Annotated in this window: 12 protein-coding genes; 7 read left to right on the top strand and 5 right to left on the bottom strand. The window is 75.7% G+C overall.

The window, feature by feature from the left end; translation table 11 throughout:
- Window positions 1–51: 51 nt before the first annotated feature.
- Window positions 52–822, bottom strand: coding sequence for a transglycosylase domain-containing protein (locus tag ACI8AR_RS09995; RefSeq protein ID WP_457050883.1), 771 nt, complete (start codon window positions 820–822; stop codon window positions 52–54).
- Window positions 823–1,359: 537 nt separating this feature from the next.
- On the opposite strand from ACI8AR_RS09995, the gene ACI8AR_RS09990 reads away from it, so the two are divergent.
- On the top strand, window positions 1,360–2,115 hold the full coding sequence (locus ACI8AR_RS09990; RefSeq protein WP_457050925.1) for an NAD(P)-dependent oxidoreductase: 756 nt from the start codon (window positions 1,360–1,362) through the stop codon (window positions 2,113–2,115).
- Between the two features lie 152 nt (window positions 2,116–2,267).
- Here the strand turns inward: ACI8AR_RS09990 and ACI8AR_RS09985 are convergent, their stop codons facing one another.
- Window positions 2,268–3,047, bottom strand: coding sequence for a LuxR C-terminal-related transcriptional regulator (locus tag ACI8AR_RS09985; RefSeq protein WP_457050882.1), 780 nt, complete (start codon window positions 3,045–3,047; stop codon window positions 2,268–2,270).
- A gap of 35 nt (window positions 3,048–3,082) precedes the next feature.
- Window positions 3,083–5,311 (bottom strand): SpoIIE family protein phosphatase, encoded by a 2,229-nt coding sequence (locus ACI8AR_RS09980; RefSeq protein ID WP_457050881.1) that lies wholly within the window; start codon window positions 5,309–5,311, stop codon window positions 3,083–3,085.
- Between the two features lie 536 nt (window positions 5,312–5,847).
- On the opposite strand from ACI8AR_RS09980, the gene ACI8AR_RS09975 reads away from it, so the two are divergent.
- The 6 genes from ACI8AR_RS09975 to ACI8AR_RS09950 all read left to right on the top strand — a co-directional run bounded on the left by ACI8AR_RS09975 (window position 5,848) and on the right by ACI8AR_RS09950 (window position 12,558).
- Entirely contained in the window at window positions 5,848–8,820 is a 2,973-nt protein-coding gene (locus ACI8AR_RS09975; RefSeq protein ID WP_457050880.1) for a SpoIIE family protein phosphatase, read from the top strand.
- A gap of 130 nt (window positions 8,821–8,950) precedes the next feature.
- Window positions 8,951–10,351, top strand: coding sequence for a PP2C family protein-serine/threonine phosphatase (locus tag ACI8AR_RS09970; protein WP_457050879.1), 1,401 nt, complete (start codon window positions 8,951–8,953; stop codon window positions 10,349–10,351).
- A gap of 15 nt (window positions 10,352–10,366) precedes the next feature.
- On the top strand, window positions 10,367–10,507 hold the full coding sequence (locus tag ACI8AR_RS09965) for a hypothetical protein (RefSeq protein WP_457050878.1): 141 nt from the start codon (window positions 10,367–10,369) through the stop codon (window positions 10,505–10,507).
- A complete protein-coding gene (locus ACI8AR_RS09960; protein ID WP_457050877.1) occupies window positions 10,495–10,824 on the top strand; it encodes an STAS domain-containing protein in 330 nt (109 codons plus the stop codon). The genes ACI8AR_RS09965 and ACI8AR_RS09960 overlap by 13 nt, the downstream gene beginning before the upstream one ends.
- A gap of 1 nt (window position 10,825) precedes the next feature.
- Window positions 10,826–11,653 (top strand): ATP-binding protein, encoded by an 828-nt coding sequence (locus ACI8AR_RS09955; RefSeq protein WP_457050876.1) that lies wholly within the window; start codon window positions 10,826–10,828, stop codon window positions 11,651–11,653.
- Window positions 11,650–12,558: an alpha/beta fold hydrolase gene (locus ACI8AR_RS09950; RefSeq protein WP_457050875.1), complete on the top strand. Its 909-nt coding sequence runs from the start codon at window positions 11,650–11,652 to the stop codon at window positions 12,556–12,558. Before ACI8AR_RS09955 ends, ACI8AR_RS09950 begins: the two co-directional genes overlap by 4 nt.
- Window positions 12,559–12,690: 132 nt before the next feature.
- Here the strand turns inward: ACI8AR_RS09950 and ACI8AR_RS09945 are convergent, their stop codons facing one another.
- Together ACI8AR_RS09945 and ACI8AR_RS09940 are read right to left on the bottom strand one after the other, a co-directional pair.
- Window positions 12,691–12,822, bottom strand: a complete 132-nt coding sequence (locus ACI8AR_RS09945; protein WP_457050874.1) for a hypothetical protein — start codon at window positions 12,820–12,822, stop codon at window positions 12,691–12,693.
- Between the two features lie 374 nt (window positions 12,823–13,196).
- Window positions 13,197–15,218: a transcriptional regulator gene (locus ACI8AR_RS09940; protein ID WP_457050873.1), complete on the bottom strand. Its 2,022-nt coding sequence runs from the start codon at window positions 15,216–15,218 to the stop codon at window positions 13,197–13,199.
- Between the last annotated feature and the right edge of the window lie 95 nt (window positions 15,219–15,313).

Here is a 15,313-nt window from a genome sequence, read left to right as displayed (position 1 = left end):
AACGGGTCCGGCACCGGTCCGGCCCCGGCAGGACCGCGTCCGGGACGGGGCCTACCGACTGTCTTCCGCGGCGATGAGCTCGGCGACGTCGTCGGGCATCTGCGAGCAGTCGTCGTCGGTGTCCGGCTGGTCCTGGGCGAGCCCCTCGACGCCGGCGTCCTCGACCGGCCGGAAGCCCTTCTCGGCGATGTGCCGCGGCACCCGGTTCTGCGCGTTGACGACGTGCGAGCGCGACAGCCAGCCGAGGCCGTCGTCCACGCCGAAGTCGAGCCCGCCGCCCGGGGCTCGCTGGACGTGTCCCGGAGACGGCAGGAGCCCGACCAGCTGGACGGCCTGGTCGACGGACAGCGTGGACGGCGGGGTGTCGAAGTAGTACCAGCTGGCCGAGCAGATGCCGTAGACCTGCGGTCCGAGCTGGGCGTAGTTGACGTACAGCTCGAGCATGCGGCGGTCGTCGAGCACCAGCGCCAGCTCCATCGACAGGCCGGCCTCGACCGCCTTGCGCCAGGCGCTCATCTCCTGGTTGAGGAAGAGGTTCTTGGCCACCTGTTGCGGGATCGTCGACCCGGACGGGTCCTCCTCCCCGCGCAGGTGCGCCTCGGCGCGGCCGAACAGCTCGTCCCAGGTGAAGGCACCGTCGCGGTAGGGGAGCGGCTGGTCCTCGTGCGCGATGACGGCGGCGAGGAAGTTGCGCGACACGTGCTCGACCGGCACCGACTGCTGGACGGCCCCCTGGTCGTTGGCCAGCATGAACGCCGTCGTCGGCGGGTCGATCCAGCGCAGCGACAGCAGGACCAGCGCCTGGAGCAGGAAGGCGATCACCAGGATGCGGCCGGTGCGGCGGCGCAGGCGACGACGCCGGTCGCGCTTCGGGTCGTCCTGGGGCGGGACCTCGTCCCCGCGCGGCCGGGTGCCCGGACGCCGGCGCTGGTCCGGAGGCGTGGTCCCCGGACCGGGCGGCGGTGGCGGCGGCCATGATCGGGATCGGGGAGGCGGCGCGCCCCACGGGTCGGACGGCGGAGGTCCCGCCCAGGGATCGCCGTACTGCGCGGGCCGGTCGTGGTCGGCCACCGGCCGCGGCGTGCGCCGGGTGGGCACCCGGTCCGTCCGCCGCCGCTCACCCGGCACGTCACCAGCCGAGCGGCGGCGCGGCGCGAAGGGCATGAGGTGTCGTCCTCCCGGGACCCGCTGACCGGGTCCCCAGAGTACCGGGGGATCGGCGGCGGGCCGATCGGCCGACGGGTGAGCGCGCGCGGGCGCCCGGCGGCGGCAGCCCCCGTCGGGGTCGCCGTCCCCCTCCTGCGGTCGGGCACGTCGTCGGGCGGAGCAGGGCACCCGCCACCTGCGTGACGTGGGGACCTGCCTGTCAGGCGCTGCCGCGGGGCGAGGGACGACGTCCGGGGTGAGCGGCGGCGAGGTCTCGGACCAGGGCGCGGCAGAGCTCGTCGTCGACGGGCTCGAAGGACAGCATCTGCCGGAAGGCGAGGGGCCCCTCAGCTGGGAGATGGCCAGGTCCACGTCCAGGTCCTCGGCCAGCGTGCCGTCCTCGACACCGGTCACGAGGTCACCGTGGCCCGGCGGCCGGAGGCGGTGCCCGAGCGTCCGGGGCTGGCCGTGGTCGCCGGTGATGCGACCGACGTCGTGGCGCTGACCGCGGGGCTCAAGGGGGCGGAGGCCGTGGTCACCGCGGTGGGCGGGTCCGGCCTGCTCGCCGCCCGCAAGGGGACCACGGTCCACTCCGTGGGAGCCCGTGCGCTGCTCGAGGCCATGGCCGGCGCCGAGGTGGACCGGGTGGTCGCGGTGACCAGCGGTGGCGTCGTCCCGCAGCCTGGCGACGGCTGGTTCTACCGCCCAGTGCTCAAGCGCTTCTTCCTCGAGCCGCTCCACCGCGACATGGGGGTGATGGAGCAGCTGCTGCGCGAGTCCTCCGTCGCCTGGACCGTCGTCCGGCCGTCGTTCCTCGTCGGTGACGCCCGGCGCACCGACTACCGGATCTCGGTCGACGAGCCGGTGCCCGACGACCGCACGCTGTCCCGGTCGAGCCTGGCCCACCTGTTGCTGGCCGAGGCCACGAGCCGCGAGCACGTCGGACGGACCGTCGCGGTGTCCTACTGAGCACCGCGCCCATCGTGCGCCGTGCGCGCCGAGAAGGTGCTGCTGCACCGGGAGAACCGGTTGCTGCGGGACCGGCTGGTGCACGCCCCGAGGCCCGCCGGCCTGCCGACCGCCGTCGGCAGCGGGGAGCACCGGGGTGGCGACGCCGTCCGTCAGGACCGGCCGGCCGGTCGGCGGGCGGGAGGTGATCCGGAGCCACTGGCGTCCGGTGCCGCCACGGCGCCGGACGCCCTTCCCGGCTGCGCGGTCCCGGTCGGTCGGCGCCCACGTGGACGACGGTCTCCGGCGCCGCCGGCGTGCGGGATCGCCGTGAGGCGGTCGCGCAGCTCGGTGGCGAGGACGGCGGCCTGGGTCCGCCGCTGCAGGCCGAGCTTGCCCAGCAGGTTGCTGGCGTAGTTCTTCACCGTCTTCTCGGTCAACCCCAGGCGCTCGCCGATCTGGCGGTTGGTCAGTCCCTCGCCGAGCAGTCGCAGCAGCTCGCGTTCCCGCGGGGTGAGCCGGTCCAGCGGGTGCGGCCGCCGATCCGTGGGGTCGGAGACGGCCGCGGTCACCTCCGGATGGAACACGGTGCCGCCGGCGGCCACCCGGTGGACCGCGGCCACCAGGGCCGGGCCGCGGACGTGTTTGACCAGGTAGCCGGCCACCCCCAGGCGCACCGCGGCCTGCACCGTGGCGGGATCGCAGTAGGCGCTGAGCACCAGGCACCGCAGGCCGGGCACGCCGGCGCGCAGCCGGGCCCAGGCCTCGGCGCCGGAGCCGTCGGGCAGCCGCATGCCGACCACCGCCACGTCCGGGCGGACGGCCAGCCCGCGCGCCACCGCCTCGGCGACCGAGGTGGCCTCGGCGACCACCGTGAGCGCCGGGTCGTCGCCGAGCACCTGGCTGACGCCGCGGCGGACCACTTCCTGCTCGTCGAGAACGAGCACCCGCACGGCGTCTCCCGACCGCACGGCCACCTCCGAGCGCATCACGACCACCCCCCGCGTGACGCGTCCGTCGCCCGGGACCGATCGGGTCGGCTCACTGCTGGTCGCGGAGAGCCGAAGGCCGACCCGCGGGGGTTCGGCGCGGACTGCTGCGGGCGGCCCAGGACGGGTGTCTGGTGCAGCGGGGACGACGTCCTGCCGGCCGCCGGCGACACGGCCCGCGGGACGGCGGTGTCAGGTGTGGGCGGCTGCAGCCGCAGGCAGATGAGCACGACGTCGTCGTGCAGCCGCTGCCCGCCGGTCAGCTCGGCCATCACGGCGTCGCACCAGGCCCGGGGGTGGGCGCCGTCGAGCCGGGTGGCGATCGACGACAAGTGGCCCAGGCCGGCGTCGAGGTCGGCGTCGCGGCGTTCGACGAGACCGTCGGAGTACCAGAGCAGCATCGAACCGGGCGGGACGTCGACCGCGGCCTCGGGGCGGGGCTCGTCTGCGGCGCCGAGCGGACGGGACCGCCCGCCGGTGAGGAACCGGGCGTGGTGGTCGGTGACGAGCAGCGGCGGCGGGTGGCCCGCGCAGGCGTAGCGCAGCCGGCAGGTGGCCGGGTCGTACTCGCCGTAGCCGATGGTGGTGAGCGCCGCGCCGGCGATGGTCGACGACGCCCGGTCCAGCGCGTCGAGGACCGCGGCCGGGCCGTCGTGCGGGACGGCGGCCAGGGCGCTCAGCGCCGCGTGCAGCTGCCCCATCGTGGCGGCGGCCCGCAGGTCGTGCCCGACGACGTCGCCGACGGCGAACCCGACCCGGCCGAACGGCAGCGCGAACGCGTCGTACCAGTCGCCGCCGACGTCGTGGTGCTGGTCGGCCGGGCGGTAGCAGCCGGCGAGCTCCGCTCCGGACAGCTCGTCCGGCACGACGGGCAGGAAGGCCCGCTGCAGCTGGTGAGCGGCCTCCCGCTCCTCCTCGTACAGCCGCGCCCGGTGCAGTGCCGAGGTCATGAGCTCGGCCAGCGTGCCCGACGTCGCGGCGACGTCCTCGTCGATCGCGTGGTCGTCCGTGAACCGGAACTCCAGTGCCCCGAACGTGGTGCCGGCGGCCCGAGCCGGCACCGCCAGCGCCGCAGGCGACCAGGCCCGGACGGGGGCATGACGCCGGACGGCGGTCGCCAGGGGGGAGGGGTCGCCCACCGGCAGGTCGGCCACGGCGTGCCGTTCCGTGGTCCAGACCCGCAGCCGGCCGCTCTCCCGGTCGACCATCCCCACGGCGCCGGAGTCGGCGAGCAGGCCGATGCCGGAGCGGACCAGCACCTCGGCGATGGCGTCGGTCGTGGCGGCGGTCCCCAGCCCTGCGGTCACCTCCTGGAGGGCCTCCACCCGGCGCCGCGCGGCGGTCTCCCGGCGGGACACCGACCGGGCCCGCTCCCGTTCGGCGATCTCCACGGCCAGCAGCCACGCACCGAGGACGGCCGCGGCGATGAACAGCTGCAGGAGGGCGGCCTCCATCCGCGGGGTGTCGCTCAGCGGTGCCCACGGGCCGCGCCCGACCACGGTCATGACGTTCGCGGTCACGGCGACCACCAGGCCGGCCTCGGTGACGACGGCGACCCCGTACCGGACGGCCAGCCAGAAGAGCCAGGGGATCGTCAGGTACGCCAGCGGGAGGACGACCGGCCAGAACACGGCCACCGTCACCCCGGCGGTGCCCAGCAGGAGGAGTGCACGCCGGACCGGGCCGGGGGCGCCGGGGCGCCCCCGGTCCAGTTGCCAGGTCAGCACGGCGCCGCCCACGACCAGCACGCCGAGCCCGTCGCCGGCCCAGAACGGGAACAGACGGTCGAGCACGGCCGGCCCCTGCGACCACTGGATGGTCAGCGAGCCGATCACCCCGCCGACCAGTGGGCCGGCCAGCACGCAGCAGAGCAGGAACGCCGTCAGGTCGCGGCGCCGGCTCAGGTCGGGGTTCGGGGCGAACCGGCGCAGCAGGAGCGCGCCGACCAGGGGCTCGGCCGTGTTGGCCAGGGCGAATCCCCAGGCCGCGACCGGCCCGATGTCCTGGGTCCGGTCGATGAGCACCTCGACGAGCGCGGCCGTGGCCAGGATCCAGGGCCACCGGCGCCGGTCGCTGAGCACCAGCGCGGACAGGGTGACCCCGGCCGGCAGGAACAGCACCGCCCCGGTGCCCGACGACTCGAACAGCAGGAACGAGGTGATCGACCCGATGGCATACCCCGCGGCTACGGCGAGGACCAGTCGCCAGGGCACTGACAGGCGCGTCATCCCGGCCTCCGGCACTGAAGGGCCCGCGCGCCTGTTCGACGAGATCAGCTCGGTACCAACCCCGCCAGGCGCCCACCCCGAGGGTTGGAGGCCAGACGGAGCGCACGGAGGCGGGCTGAGCGGCCGGAACGCCGTGCACCGCACCGCGGTGCAGACCGGCTTCGCCGGCGCAGTTCCGGGAGGAGGGCGGCTCGCCTTTCCTGAACGGCGGCCCAGCGGCCCGCGTTTTCGACCGCTGAGCCGGGGTACGGTCGCGGTGCCATCCACGAGGACCCCGCACCGTTGCGCAGCCGACCGCCAGGTCGGGCGACGCACGGTGACCGCCCAGGACGACCACTGCTGACCGTGATCGCAGTCTAGGCGCGCTAGTGGCGTGCCCACCAGGTTCGCGGGAGTTCTCCGCGGCGGCCGTCGGGCGACATCCCGCACGGGACCGTTCGCGGAGCCGTCAGGCAAGGGGCCCAGCGGTGGCGTCAACGCACGATCCCGGAGCGCACACGACCGGCGAGGTCGCTCCACCGGAGCCCGCCGGCGCCGTGGTCCGTGCCGAGATCGCCGACGTCCGCCAGGGAGCCGAGCGGGCCCGCCGGGACGCCGATTCCGCGCAGGCGGCCCGCTGGGCCGCCGAGGCGGGCGCGGCACGGATGCAGGCGATGGTCGCCGGGTTGCACGCGATCGTGTGGGAGCGCGACCCGGTGACGTGGCGCTTCCGGTTCGTCAACGCCCGGGCAGAGGAGGTGCTGGGCTATCCGGTCCGGCAGTGGCTGGACGAGCCCGGCCTGTGGCAGCGGATCCTCCACCCGGACGACGCCGAGCAGGTGCTGTCCACCGTGCGCGCCACGATCGCCGACGGCGAGGACCTGTCCCTCACGTACCGGGTGCGCGCGGTCGACGGCCGCTGGGTGTGGCTGCAGCACCTGGCCCACGTCGCCCGCGACGAGGGCGGGACGGCGACCGCCGTGCACTCGGTCCTCGTCGACGTCACGGACGCCAAGCGGCGGGAACAGGCCGCGGCGCTCCTGGCCGGCGCCGGTGGCGCGCTCACCGGCCCGGGCAGCGTGGAGGAACGACTCGCGGCGGTCACCGGGCTGCTCGTGCCGGACCTGTGTGACTGGGCCGCGGTGTGGCTGCGTGGCGACGACGAGCGGTACCGCCCGGTGGCCGTCACCCCCGCCGGGCGGGCGGACGGGGTGCGGGCGCTGGGATCGGTGCGGGTGCCCGACGAGTTCGCCGCGGAGTTCCGGGCCGGACGCGCGTTCGCCGTCCCCCAGGTCACCGAGCAGATGTTCCGCGCCGCCACCACGAACGAGGCCCAGTCGGCAGCGCTCACCGCGATCGGCGGCGCCAGCTGGCTGGCCGCGCCGCTGACCATCGGCGAGGCCGTGGTCGGCCTGCTCACCCTCACCGCGCAGGCCCCGCACCGCTACGACGAGGCCGACGTCGCACTGGCCGCCGATCTGGGGCAGCGCCTGGCGACGATGGTGGCCGCCGAGCGGCTGGCCGCCCAGCGGCGGCAGCTGCACGAGATCACCGTGGCGCTGTCGGCGGCCGGCACGGTCGCCGAGGCAGCCGCCGCCCTCACTGCCGGGCTCCGCGACACGCTCGGCGCCTCCGTCGTCGCCGTGTGCATCCTCGGCGGCGACGGGCAGCTGCACACGATCGACGTCGTCGGTGCACCCGCCGGGCGCTGGGACGGCTTCGGCGGGATGCGGCTGACGCCCTCGCTGCCGGTGACCGACGCCGCGCTGACCCGCCGGCCGGTCTGGCTGCCCGACCGGGCGACCGTGGCCGAACGGTATCCCGCCGTCGTGGACAGCCTGCTGGAGCACACGCAGGGCATCGCCGCGCTCCCGCTGCTCGTCGGCGACCGGTTGGTCGGTGCACTCGCGGTGACCTTCCGGACGCCCAGGCCCTTCGAGCGCGACGAGCGCGCGTTCCTGCTCACCGTCGCCGATCAGGCCGCGCTGGCCTTCGAGCGGGCCGCGCTGGCCGACGTGCGCCGGGAGATGGCCGACACCCTGCAACGCAGCCTGCTGCCCGGCGACCTCCCGGCCGTGGACCGGCTGGCGGTCACCGCCCGCTATCTGCCGGCGGTCCAGGGCACCTCCGCCGGTGGCGACTGGTACGACGTCCTGCCGCTGGCCGGCGGTGCCGTCGCGGTCGCCGTCGGCGACGTCGTCGGCAACGGCGCTCCCGCTGCCGCGGTGATGGGCCAGCTGCGCAGCGCGCTGGCCGGCCTGCTGCTGGGTGGCTTCTCACCCGCGCAGGCGCTGGAGGTCCTGGACCGCTTCGCCGGCCACGTGTCGGGATCCCGGGTGAGCACCGTCTCCTGCCTGCGGCTGGAGCCGGACACCGGCCGGCTCACCTACAGCTCCGCCGGGCACCCTCCGCCGCTGCTGGTCGACACCGCCGCCCCCGGCGACGGCGACACCGGACGGCGCGACGGGTACCTCGACGGCGGGCTGGGTCCGGCGCTGGGCCTGCACGCTCCCGGATCCCGCCCGGAGGCGACCCTGACCCTCTCGCCGGGGGCCACGCTGGTGCTCTACACCGACGGGCTGGTCGAGCGTCGTGGCGCCACCCTCGACGACGGGCTCGATCGGCTGGCCGCTGCGGCCACCGCGCGGCGGTACGCCGCGCTGCCGGCCCTCGTCGACGGTGTCCTGGGCGAGCTCGTGGACGGGGGCGGCGGCACCGACGACGTCGCGGTGGTCGCCGTCCGGCTGCTGCCCGCTCCGCTGCGGCTGGACCTGCCCGCGGAACCCGTACGGCTGCCCGTGGTGCGACGGGCGGTGCGGCGATGGGCTCCCACGGCGGGGCTGCAGCCCGATGCGATCGAGGACCTCCTGCTGGCGCTCGGCGAGGCCACCGGCAACGCCGTCGAGCACGCCTACCGCGACGCGGGTGTTCCCGGCCGGATGCTCGTCGGGCTGGACCTGGGCACCGCCGGCGACGTCGCCGTCTCGGTCACGGACACCGGCACCTGGCGTCCGCCACCGTCCGATCCCGGCTTCCGTGGCCGCGGACTGCAGATCGTCGCTGCGCTCACCGGCGACGTCGACCTCTCGCCCGGGCCCGCCGGTACCACCCTGCGGTTCGTGTTCACCCCCGTGGCCCCGGTACCGGTCGTCCCCCGGCCCCGGACCACCGTGGAGCAGATGCCGGTGGCGCAGCGCCCCCATGAGCAGCCGGCCACCCTGGAGGTCACCGACGTCCAGGGCCGCCGATGCCTGGCGCTGATCGGGGACCTGGACCTCGCCGGGACCAGCGGGATCCGCGAGCTCCTCCTCCCGCACCTGACCGGTCACCGGCCGATCACCCTCGATCTCACCCGGCTCGGCTTCGTCAGCAGCGTCGGCGCCGGGCTGTTGCTCGAGGTGGCCGACCGCGCCGGACCCCGCAGCGAGCTGGCCGTCCTGCTCCCGACGACCGGACCGGTCCGCCGGATGCTGGACCTCACGGGACTCGCCTCGGCCCTCCGGGCCGACGCGGAGCCCCTCCCGAGCTGAGCGTGAGCCCGATGACCGTCGCTGGTGTGCCGGGTCGGCGCGACGTCCGCCGCACGCGCGCCGTCCGGCCGCTGAGCGCTACTCGGCCGCACTTCCGGCGTCGCCGCCCCGGCGCCACGCCTCCGCCGCCATGATCGGCGGGGGGCCGCGCCGGCTGGGTGTCGCCGTCGCCGTCGTGATCCTCGCGGCCGCGGCGGTGCTCGCGTGGCTGGCGGCCGAGGTCAACGCCCGCGCCGAGGCCGCGCTGCTGCAGCGGCAGGTGGCGCAGGCGGGGGCCGTGCTGACCACCCAGATCTCGGTCCTGCAGACCCAGCTCGCCGATGCCGGGCAGGTGGCCACCGCCACCGCCACGGACCCGGGCCCGTTCGGGCGCTTCGCCGAGGCGCGCGTCGCCGGAACGCCGGGCATGTCGCTGGCGCTGTGGCGGATCGGGGGCGGCGCCGCCGAACGGGTGGCGGTGCACGGTCCCGACCCGGTGGGCCCGCCGGACCCCGCCACCTTCCTCGCCGGGGTGCCGGCCGACGGCACGCTGGCCGTCACCGAGATCCTGCCCGGCCAGCCGGACCGGCTCGGCTACGCGCTGCGGCCGGCCGGCGACACCGCCGGACTGGTGATCTACGCCGAGTCGGCGCTGCCGCCGAACCGGCGCGTCGAGGTGCCGCCGGACGAGGCGTTCGGCGGGCTGGACTTCGCCGTCTACCTCGGCGGGACCACCGCGACCGACCGGCTGCTGTACGCCACCGGGCCGGTGCCCATCGGCGGGGACACCGCGGAGACGAGGGTGCCGTTCGGGTACACCGGGTTCACGGTCGTCGGCGCGTCCCCGACCGGGGTGATCGGCGGGCTGGCCCGCGCGGTGCGGTGGATCGTGCTGGGGGTGGGGGCGGGGCTGGCCGCGGCGGCCGCGGGGGCCGTGGCCGCCATCGGCCGGCGGCGCGTCGAGGCCGAGCGGCTGGCCGCCGAGAACGAGCGCCTGTTCCACCAGCAGCGGGGCATCGCGGGGACGCTGCAGCACGCGCTGCTGCCCGAGCTGCCCCGCGTGGACGGCGTCGAGGTCGCCGCCCGCTACGTCGCCGGCGTCGACGAGCTCGACGTCGGCGGCGACTGGTACGACGTCATCCCCCGCGGGCCGGGCTGCGCGGTGTTCGTCGTCGGCGACATCTCCGGGCGAGGACTGGACGCGGCGACCACGATGGCTGCGCTGCGCTTCGCCGTGCGGGCCCACCTCGCCGTGGGCGACGACATCGCCACCGTCGCCGCCAAGCTGCGCCCGCTGCTGCACGTCGACAGGGACCACCGGTTCGCCACCGTGCTCCTCGGTGAGCTCGATGCGGGCCGGCTGCGGGTGATCTGCGCAGGTCACTTCCCGCCGCTGCTGCTCGCCGACGGCGAGGCGCGGCTGCTCGACGTCCCCGTCGACCCGCCCATCGGGGTGGATCCCGTCGCCCGGCTGGCGGCCGTCACCGTGCCGCTCCCCGCCTCCGGCACCCTGCTGGCGTTCACGGACGGGCTGGTGGACCCCCGGGGCTAGGTCAGCGACGCCGGGGTGGACGGGTTGGGCGCCGCGGCCGCGGCCGCGGCCGGAGGGCAGCCGCTGCCCGAACTGCTCGACACGCTGCTGCACACGCTGACCGGCGACGGCGGAAGCGACGACACGGTGCTGATGGGGATGCGATGGACGAGGTAGCACAGAAGCCGCGGGCCGAGCTGACGGCCGACGCGTTCCCGGACGGCAGGCCGCTGCGGATCGGACTGGCGGGCGAGCTGGACCTGGCCGCCCTGCCCGCCGTGCAGCCGGCCCTGGATCGGCTGCTGGCCCACGACCGGCAGCCGGCGTGCATCGACCTCGGCGCGCTGACGTTCCTGGACTCGACCGGCGTGGCGGTGCTCATCCGGCTCGCCAACCACTTCGCCCCGGTCGAGGTGGTGCGCGCCACCCCGGCGGTGCGGCGGGTGGTGCAGGTGCTCGGCCTGGGCGCCCGCCTCGGCCTGGACGGGACCTGAGATGCCCAGTCAGGTCTTCCCCGCCGTCCCCGCCTCGGTGCCCGAGACGCGCGCCTACGTCACCGCGCTGCTCGCACGGCTCGCCCCCGACGTGTGCGAGACCGCCGCGCTGCTGGTCTCCGAGCTGGCCACCAACGCCGTCCGGCACGACGGTGGCCGACCCTTCGAGGTGACGGTCCGGCAGCTCACCGAGCCCGACCGGGTGTGGTGCGGGGTCACCGACACCAACCCCGACCTGCCGGTGCTCCGCTCGCCGTCGGTCACCGAGGAGCACGGCCGCGGCCTGCGCCTGGTCGCCGCGCTCGCCGACCGCTGGGGCGCCTACCGCCGCCGCGACACCGACGCCAAGACGGTGTGGTTCGAGCTGGGCCACACCCGCCGCGACGCTGCGCCCGCCGGCCGCAGCACCGAGGCCGAACGCACCGCCTCACCGACCGGCGCGAAGGGCGCGGGGACCGGTCCCCGCAGGCTCCGGCTACCCACCCCCCAGCCGCCGGGGATCGCCGGACATCCCGGGCCACAGGGGACGACGGGACGGTCCACGGGGCCGGTGACCGAGGCGGGAGGTCTCGTGACCTCCGGCGCGGCGGTCCGCCCGGCCCGTGGTCGGCGGCCTGCGGACGGTGCCGCTGAGGGGATCCGGCGCCGTCACGAACGGCCCGGCGAGCCCCACGCCGTACCGGACCTCCGCCCGGGGCGGGAGACCGCACGGGTGGGGTCCGTGCGGTGTCGCGTCGCGCCCGGTGAACGGCCGGCCGACGCACGCCGGCTCGCCGCCGCCGGCGGGTCCCCACTGGCGAAGGCGCCCGGGGCCGGGGGACGGCCATGACGGCGCCGGTGGAGGACGGGTGGCTCGCCGCCTCGGACGGCACCCGGATCGCCTACCGCGATCACGGCGGGACCGGTCGTGGCCTCGTCCTGCTGCACGGCGGGGGCGCCAACCTGGTGTCGATGGACCAGTACGCGACACGGCTGGGGACCTCACGCCGCACGGTGGCGATCGACGTGCGTTCCTGTGGCCAGTCGGACGATCCGCCGCACTTCACCCTGACGGATGCGGCCGGCGACGTCGCCACGGTGGTCGAGCAGCTCGGCATGGGGCCGGCGGACGTGGTCGGACACTCGATGGGTGGCTTCGTCGCCGGCTTCTACGGCACCGCGCATCCCGACGCCCGCATCGTGAGCATCGACGGGTTCGGACCGGGGACGACCACCGTCGGGTCGGCGGCTGACCGGGCCGAGTTCCGCGCCTTCCAGGGCCGGATGAGGGCCGCCTTCTTCCAGATGACCTCGGCGCCGGACACGGGGGATCGGGCCTGGCGCGACGAGCAGGTGGACCTGCTGACGGAGCTCTACCCGCGGATGGGCTACACCGCGCCGAACGGCCGGACGATGGCGCTCCGCAACTTCGTCGACCTCGGCGATGGACGGTTCCGGCGTCGCCCGCCCCGTCACCTGTTCGCCGACGCCTTCGCCGACGACGGCGACCTCGACGTCCTGCGGATGTACCGCGATGTCCGGTGCCCGACGCTGATCATCCGGTGCACTGACTCGGGGGCGCCCGCGGTGCTCGACCGTGAGCTCGCCGCCCTCAGCGCCACGAACCACATGGTCGAGGTGTTGTCCCTCCCGCTGACCCACCTGGCTCCCGCGTGGGATGCCCTCGACGACGTCGTCGCCGAGATCGAGCGCTTCCTCGCCACGAGCACCCCTGGCCAACCACCGACGCCCTAGCGTGCCGAGCACAGTGCTGGCCACCGCGTTCTCGCCGACGAGGGTGACTGCGCCGCGAATCGGTGCAGCCCGGCGTGACCGCGAACACGAGCAACCGGACCGCACCAGAGCAGGGACATCGCGCCCGTGGGGTCAGCGCAGGGCGATCGCCGGCTTCGGCAGCAGTGGCCGGGGTTGCAGGGGATGGAACCGCCAGAAGCCGAAGCCCTCGATCAGGAGGACGTCGACGGCGGCGAACCCGGCCTCGGCCCCGAGGACACGCACCGTCGACGCCCGGATGACCGTGCCCGTGGCCGCAGACGGTGCGTGTGACCGCGCGTCGGGCAAGCAGACCGACGTGCTGAACCCGTAGAGCAGCCGCTCCGCCGAGGGCGCACGCCTGCCGCTCGACGAGGCGAGTGCGTCCGCCCGGCGGGTGATCCGGGAGACCACCGCGCCGACCTGGTGGATCCCTGAGTGACCGCGAGATCCGGTCCGGGTCCCTGAGACGCCGGCTGCGGTCCACAGCAGGTGGCAGAGGCCCGGTCCATCGAGTCGAGCACGGAGCTTCTGGGCTACGGATTCCGTCGCGGTGCCCAGGGACCACCACGCCTCACCACCCGTGACTCCACACCGCGCAGAACTCCACGGTGCCGACGTCAGAACTGCCAGGAGGGAGGAACGCGCGAGTCCGGCAGGTAGCTGCAGTACGTGCCGGTCCGGACGGTGCGCCGGAGGTGGTCACCGAGGGGCGGGTGCAGCGCTGCCACACGGGTGATCGCCTTGCGTACCGACTGGGTGACCGCGGAGCGAGCGCGCTCGGAGGCCGCCGCGGCCCTCCTGTCCCGTCCGCCGAGACCAATCGCCCGGGCCAGTTCCTGGACGAGGAACTCCCGCTCGAACTGCGCCTGCGCGATGCGCCCCTCGTCGTTGTCGGCCCGCGCGTCGTCGATGTCGTCGTCGATCTCGGCCAGGCGTCGCCGGTACTGCTCCTTCGCTCGAGCGTCGAGGAGCTCACCGGCGTCGCCGAACACATCGCCAGCCGGGGACGCCGCGTCACCGCGTTCCGCCGAGACCAGGTCGAGGACGTGCAGCTCGCGGCCGGGAGCCGCCAGGAGCCGTGCCAGGTGGCGCATCCCCTTCGCGTCGCGGACTTGGACGCGACGGCCGTCGAACTCGACCGTCCAGGAGTCCCCGTCGCGACGGAAGACGTCGGCCTCCCGCCCGGTCTCGGGCTGCGGTGTGACGGCGTCGGGAGCTGTGGCGATGTCGTGCAGCGCCGCCTCGGCGGCACGTCGTTCGAGTCGTTCCGCATCGGCGTTGCCGAGCGCGGCGAGTGCCCCGGCCAGCCCGAGCCGGGCCTGCGCCGCCTCGTACGGCGCGCCGATCTCGGTCCACGCGCGGATGGCGTCGCGGAACCGGTCGACCGCCGAGGCCGCGTCGCCTGCAGCCACGAGCACCGCCGCGTCCGCACGGGTGGCCGCGGCGCGCAGTGCCCTGCTCCCGTGGCGCTCCGCGATCGTCGCCAGCTCGTCCGCCGCGGTGCGTGCCGAGGCGGTGTCGTGGCGGGCGGTGGATATGTCGACCAGGGCGTCGAGCAGGGGCGCCCGCCGCAGCTGGCTGTTGGGCGGTGACTCCTTCGACGGCACGAGCGGGGGACGGTCGAGCGCCTGCTGGATCGCCGTTGCCCCCGCATCGAGGTCGCCCTGGGCAGCACGGACCTGGGAGAGGGCCGGTTCCGGGTCCCATCCGGCCCGGTGGGCCGCCAGCAGCGCCGTCTCGGCGCCTGCGAGGTCGCCGCGGTGCAGGCGGATGCGGCCCAGTTCGGTCAGCGGCCAGCCGAGCTCGCGGCGGACGTAGGGCCGCAGCTCGTCGCAGGCGCGCTGGACCTCCTCTTCGGCGTCCGGACAGGCGCCGCGCAGCCGCAGGATCTCGGCGCGGTGCACGCGGCACCGGCCGTGCACGCTGCCGATGGCGTTGCGGTGCCCCCAGCGCTCCATCGCGTCGGTCCACTGCTCGGCCAGGTCGTAGTGCGCCGACCCTTGCAGGGCGCACACCACCTCGCAGTAGACGACCCCCGTCGACAGCGGGTCCAGGTCGCCGGACACCGCGGTGGTCGCTGCTTCCTCCAGCAGCGCCAGGCCGGGCTCGACCTCGCCGGCCATGAGGAGCAGCCGGGCTTCGGCGACCCGTGCGATCGCCGCGGCGGCGGGGTCGGCTCGCGAGCCGACCCCGACCGCCTGCCGTACACACCTGCGTGCTCCTTCCGGGTCCCCGCTGAGCAGGCGCTCGTAGGCGCGCACCACGTCGAGCCACGCGCGCGCGGGCGTCTCTTCGCCCGGTTCGAGCAGCCCTTCGGCGCGGCGCAGCCAGCCCCGGACCGGCGCCATCAGCGCCGTGTCGAACAGCAGGTGCATCGCCACCCGAACGGCCGCGCCGGCTGCGGCAGTGGCGTCACCGGCGGCGAGGAGTTCGCCGTGCACCCGCTCCCAGGTCGCGATGGTGTCGTCGAGATGCCCGGCCGCATACGCCGCGGTGGCCAGGTCGGGCAGGTCGGCGACCGTCAACTCGTCGGCGTCCCGAGCTGCGACGAGCTCCTGGTACGCATCCGCCCAGGCCCCGCGGGACGCGGCTGCCCGCGCGCGCTCCACTGCGCCACCGGCCTGCCCGACGTCGGCCATCCGACCCTCCGCCGCCCGCCACGGTGCTTACGGCCGTAAGTGTGTGTCTCACGCCTCCGGGACGAGTCAGCAGAACCTACTGCGACCGACACAGG

Source organism: Geodermatophilus sp. SYSU D01036, assembly GCF_054050435.1.
Note: the sequence above shows the minus strand (reverse complement) of the source record. Positions and strands in the feature narration are given on the sequence as shown.

Excerpts from the sequence above, each read along its gene's own strand:
- ACI8AR_RS09980 (WP_457050881.1), bottom strand. The coding sequence starts at position 5,311 with ATGACGCGCCTGTCAGTGCCCTGGCGACTGGTCCTCGCCGTAGCCGCG.
- ACI8AR_RS09970 (WP_457050879.1), top strand. The coding sequence starts at position 8,951 with ATGATCGGCGGGGGGCCGCGCCGGCTGGGTGTCGCCGTCGCCGTCGTG.
- ACI8AR_RS09955 (WP_457050876.1), top strand. The coding sequence starts at position 10,826 with ATGCCCAGTCAGGTCTTCCCCGCCGTCCCCGCCTCGGTGCCCGAGACG.
- ACI8AR_RS09960 (WP_457050877.1), top strand. The coding sequence starts at position 10,495 with ATGGACGAGGTAGCACAGAAGCCGCGGGCCGAGCTGACGGCCGACGCG.
- ACI8AR_RS09950 (WP_457050875.1), top strand. The coding sequence starts at position 11,650 with ATGACGGCGCCGGTGGAGGACGGGTGGCTCGCCGCCTCGGACGGCACC.
- ACI8AR_RS09940 (WP_457050873.1), bottom strand. The coding sequence starts at position 15,218 with ATGGCCGACGTCGGGCAGGCCGGTGGCGCAGTGGAGCGCGCGCGGGCA.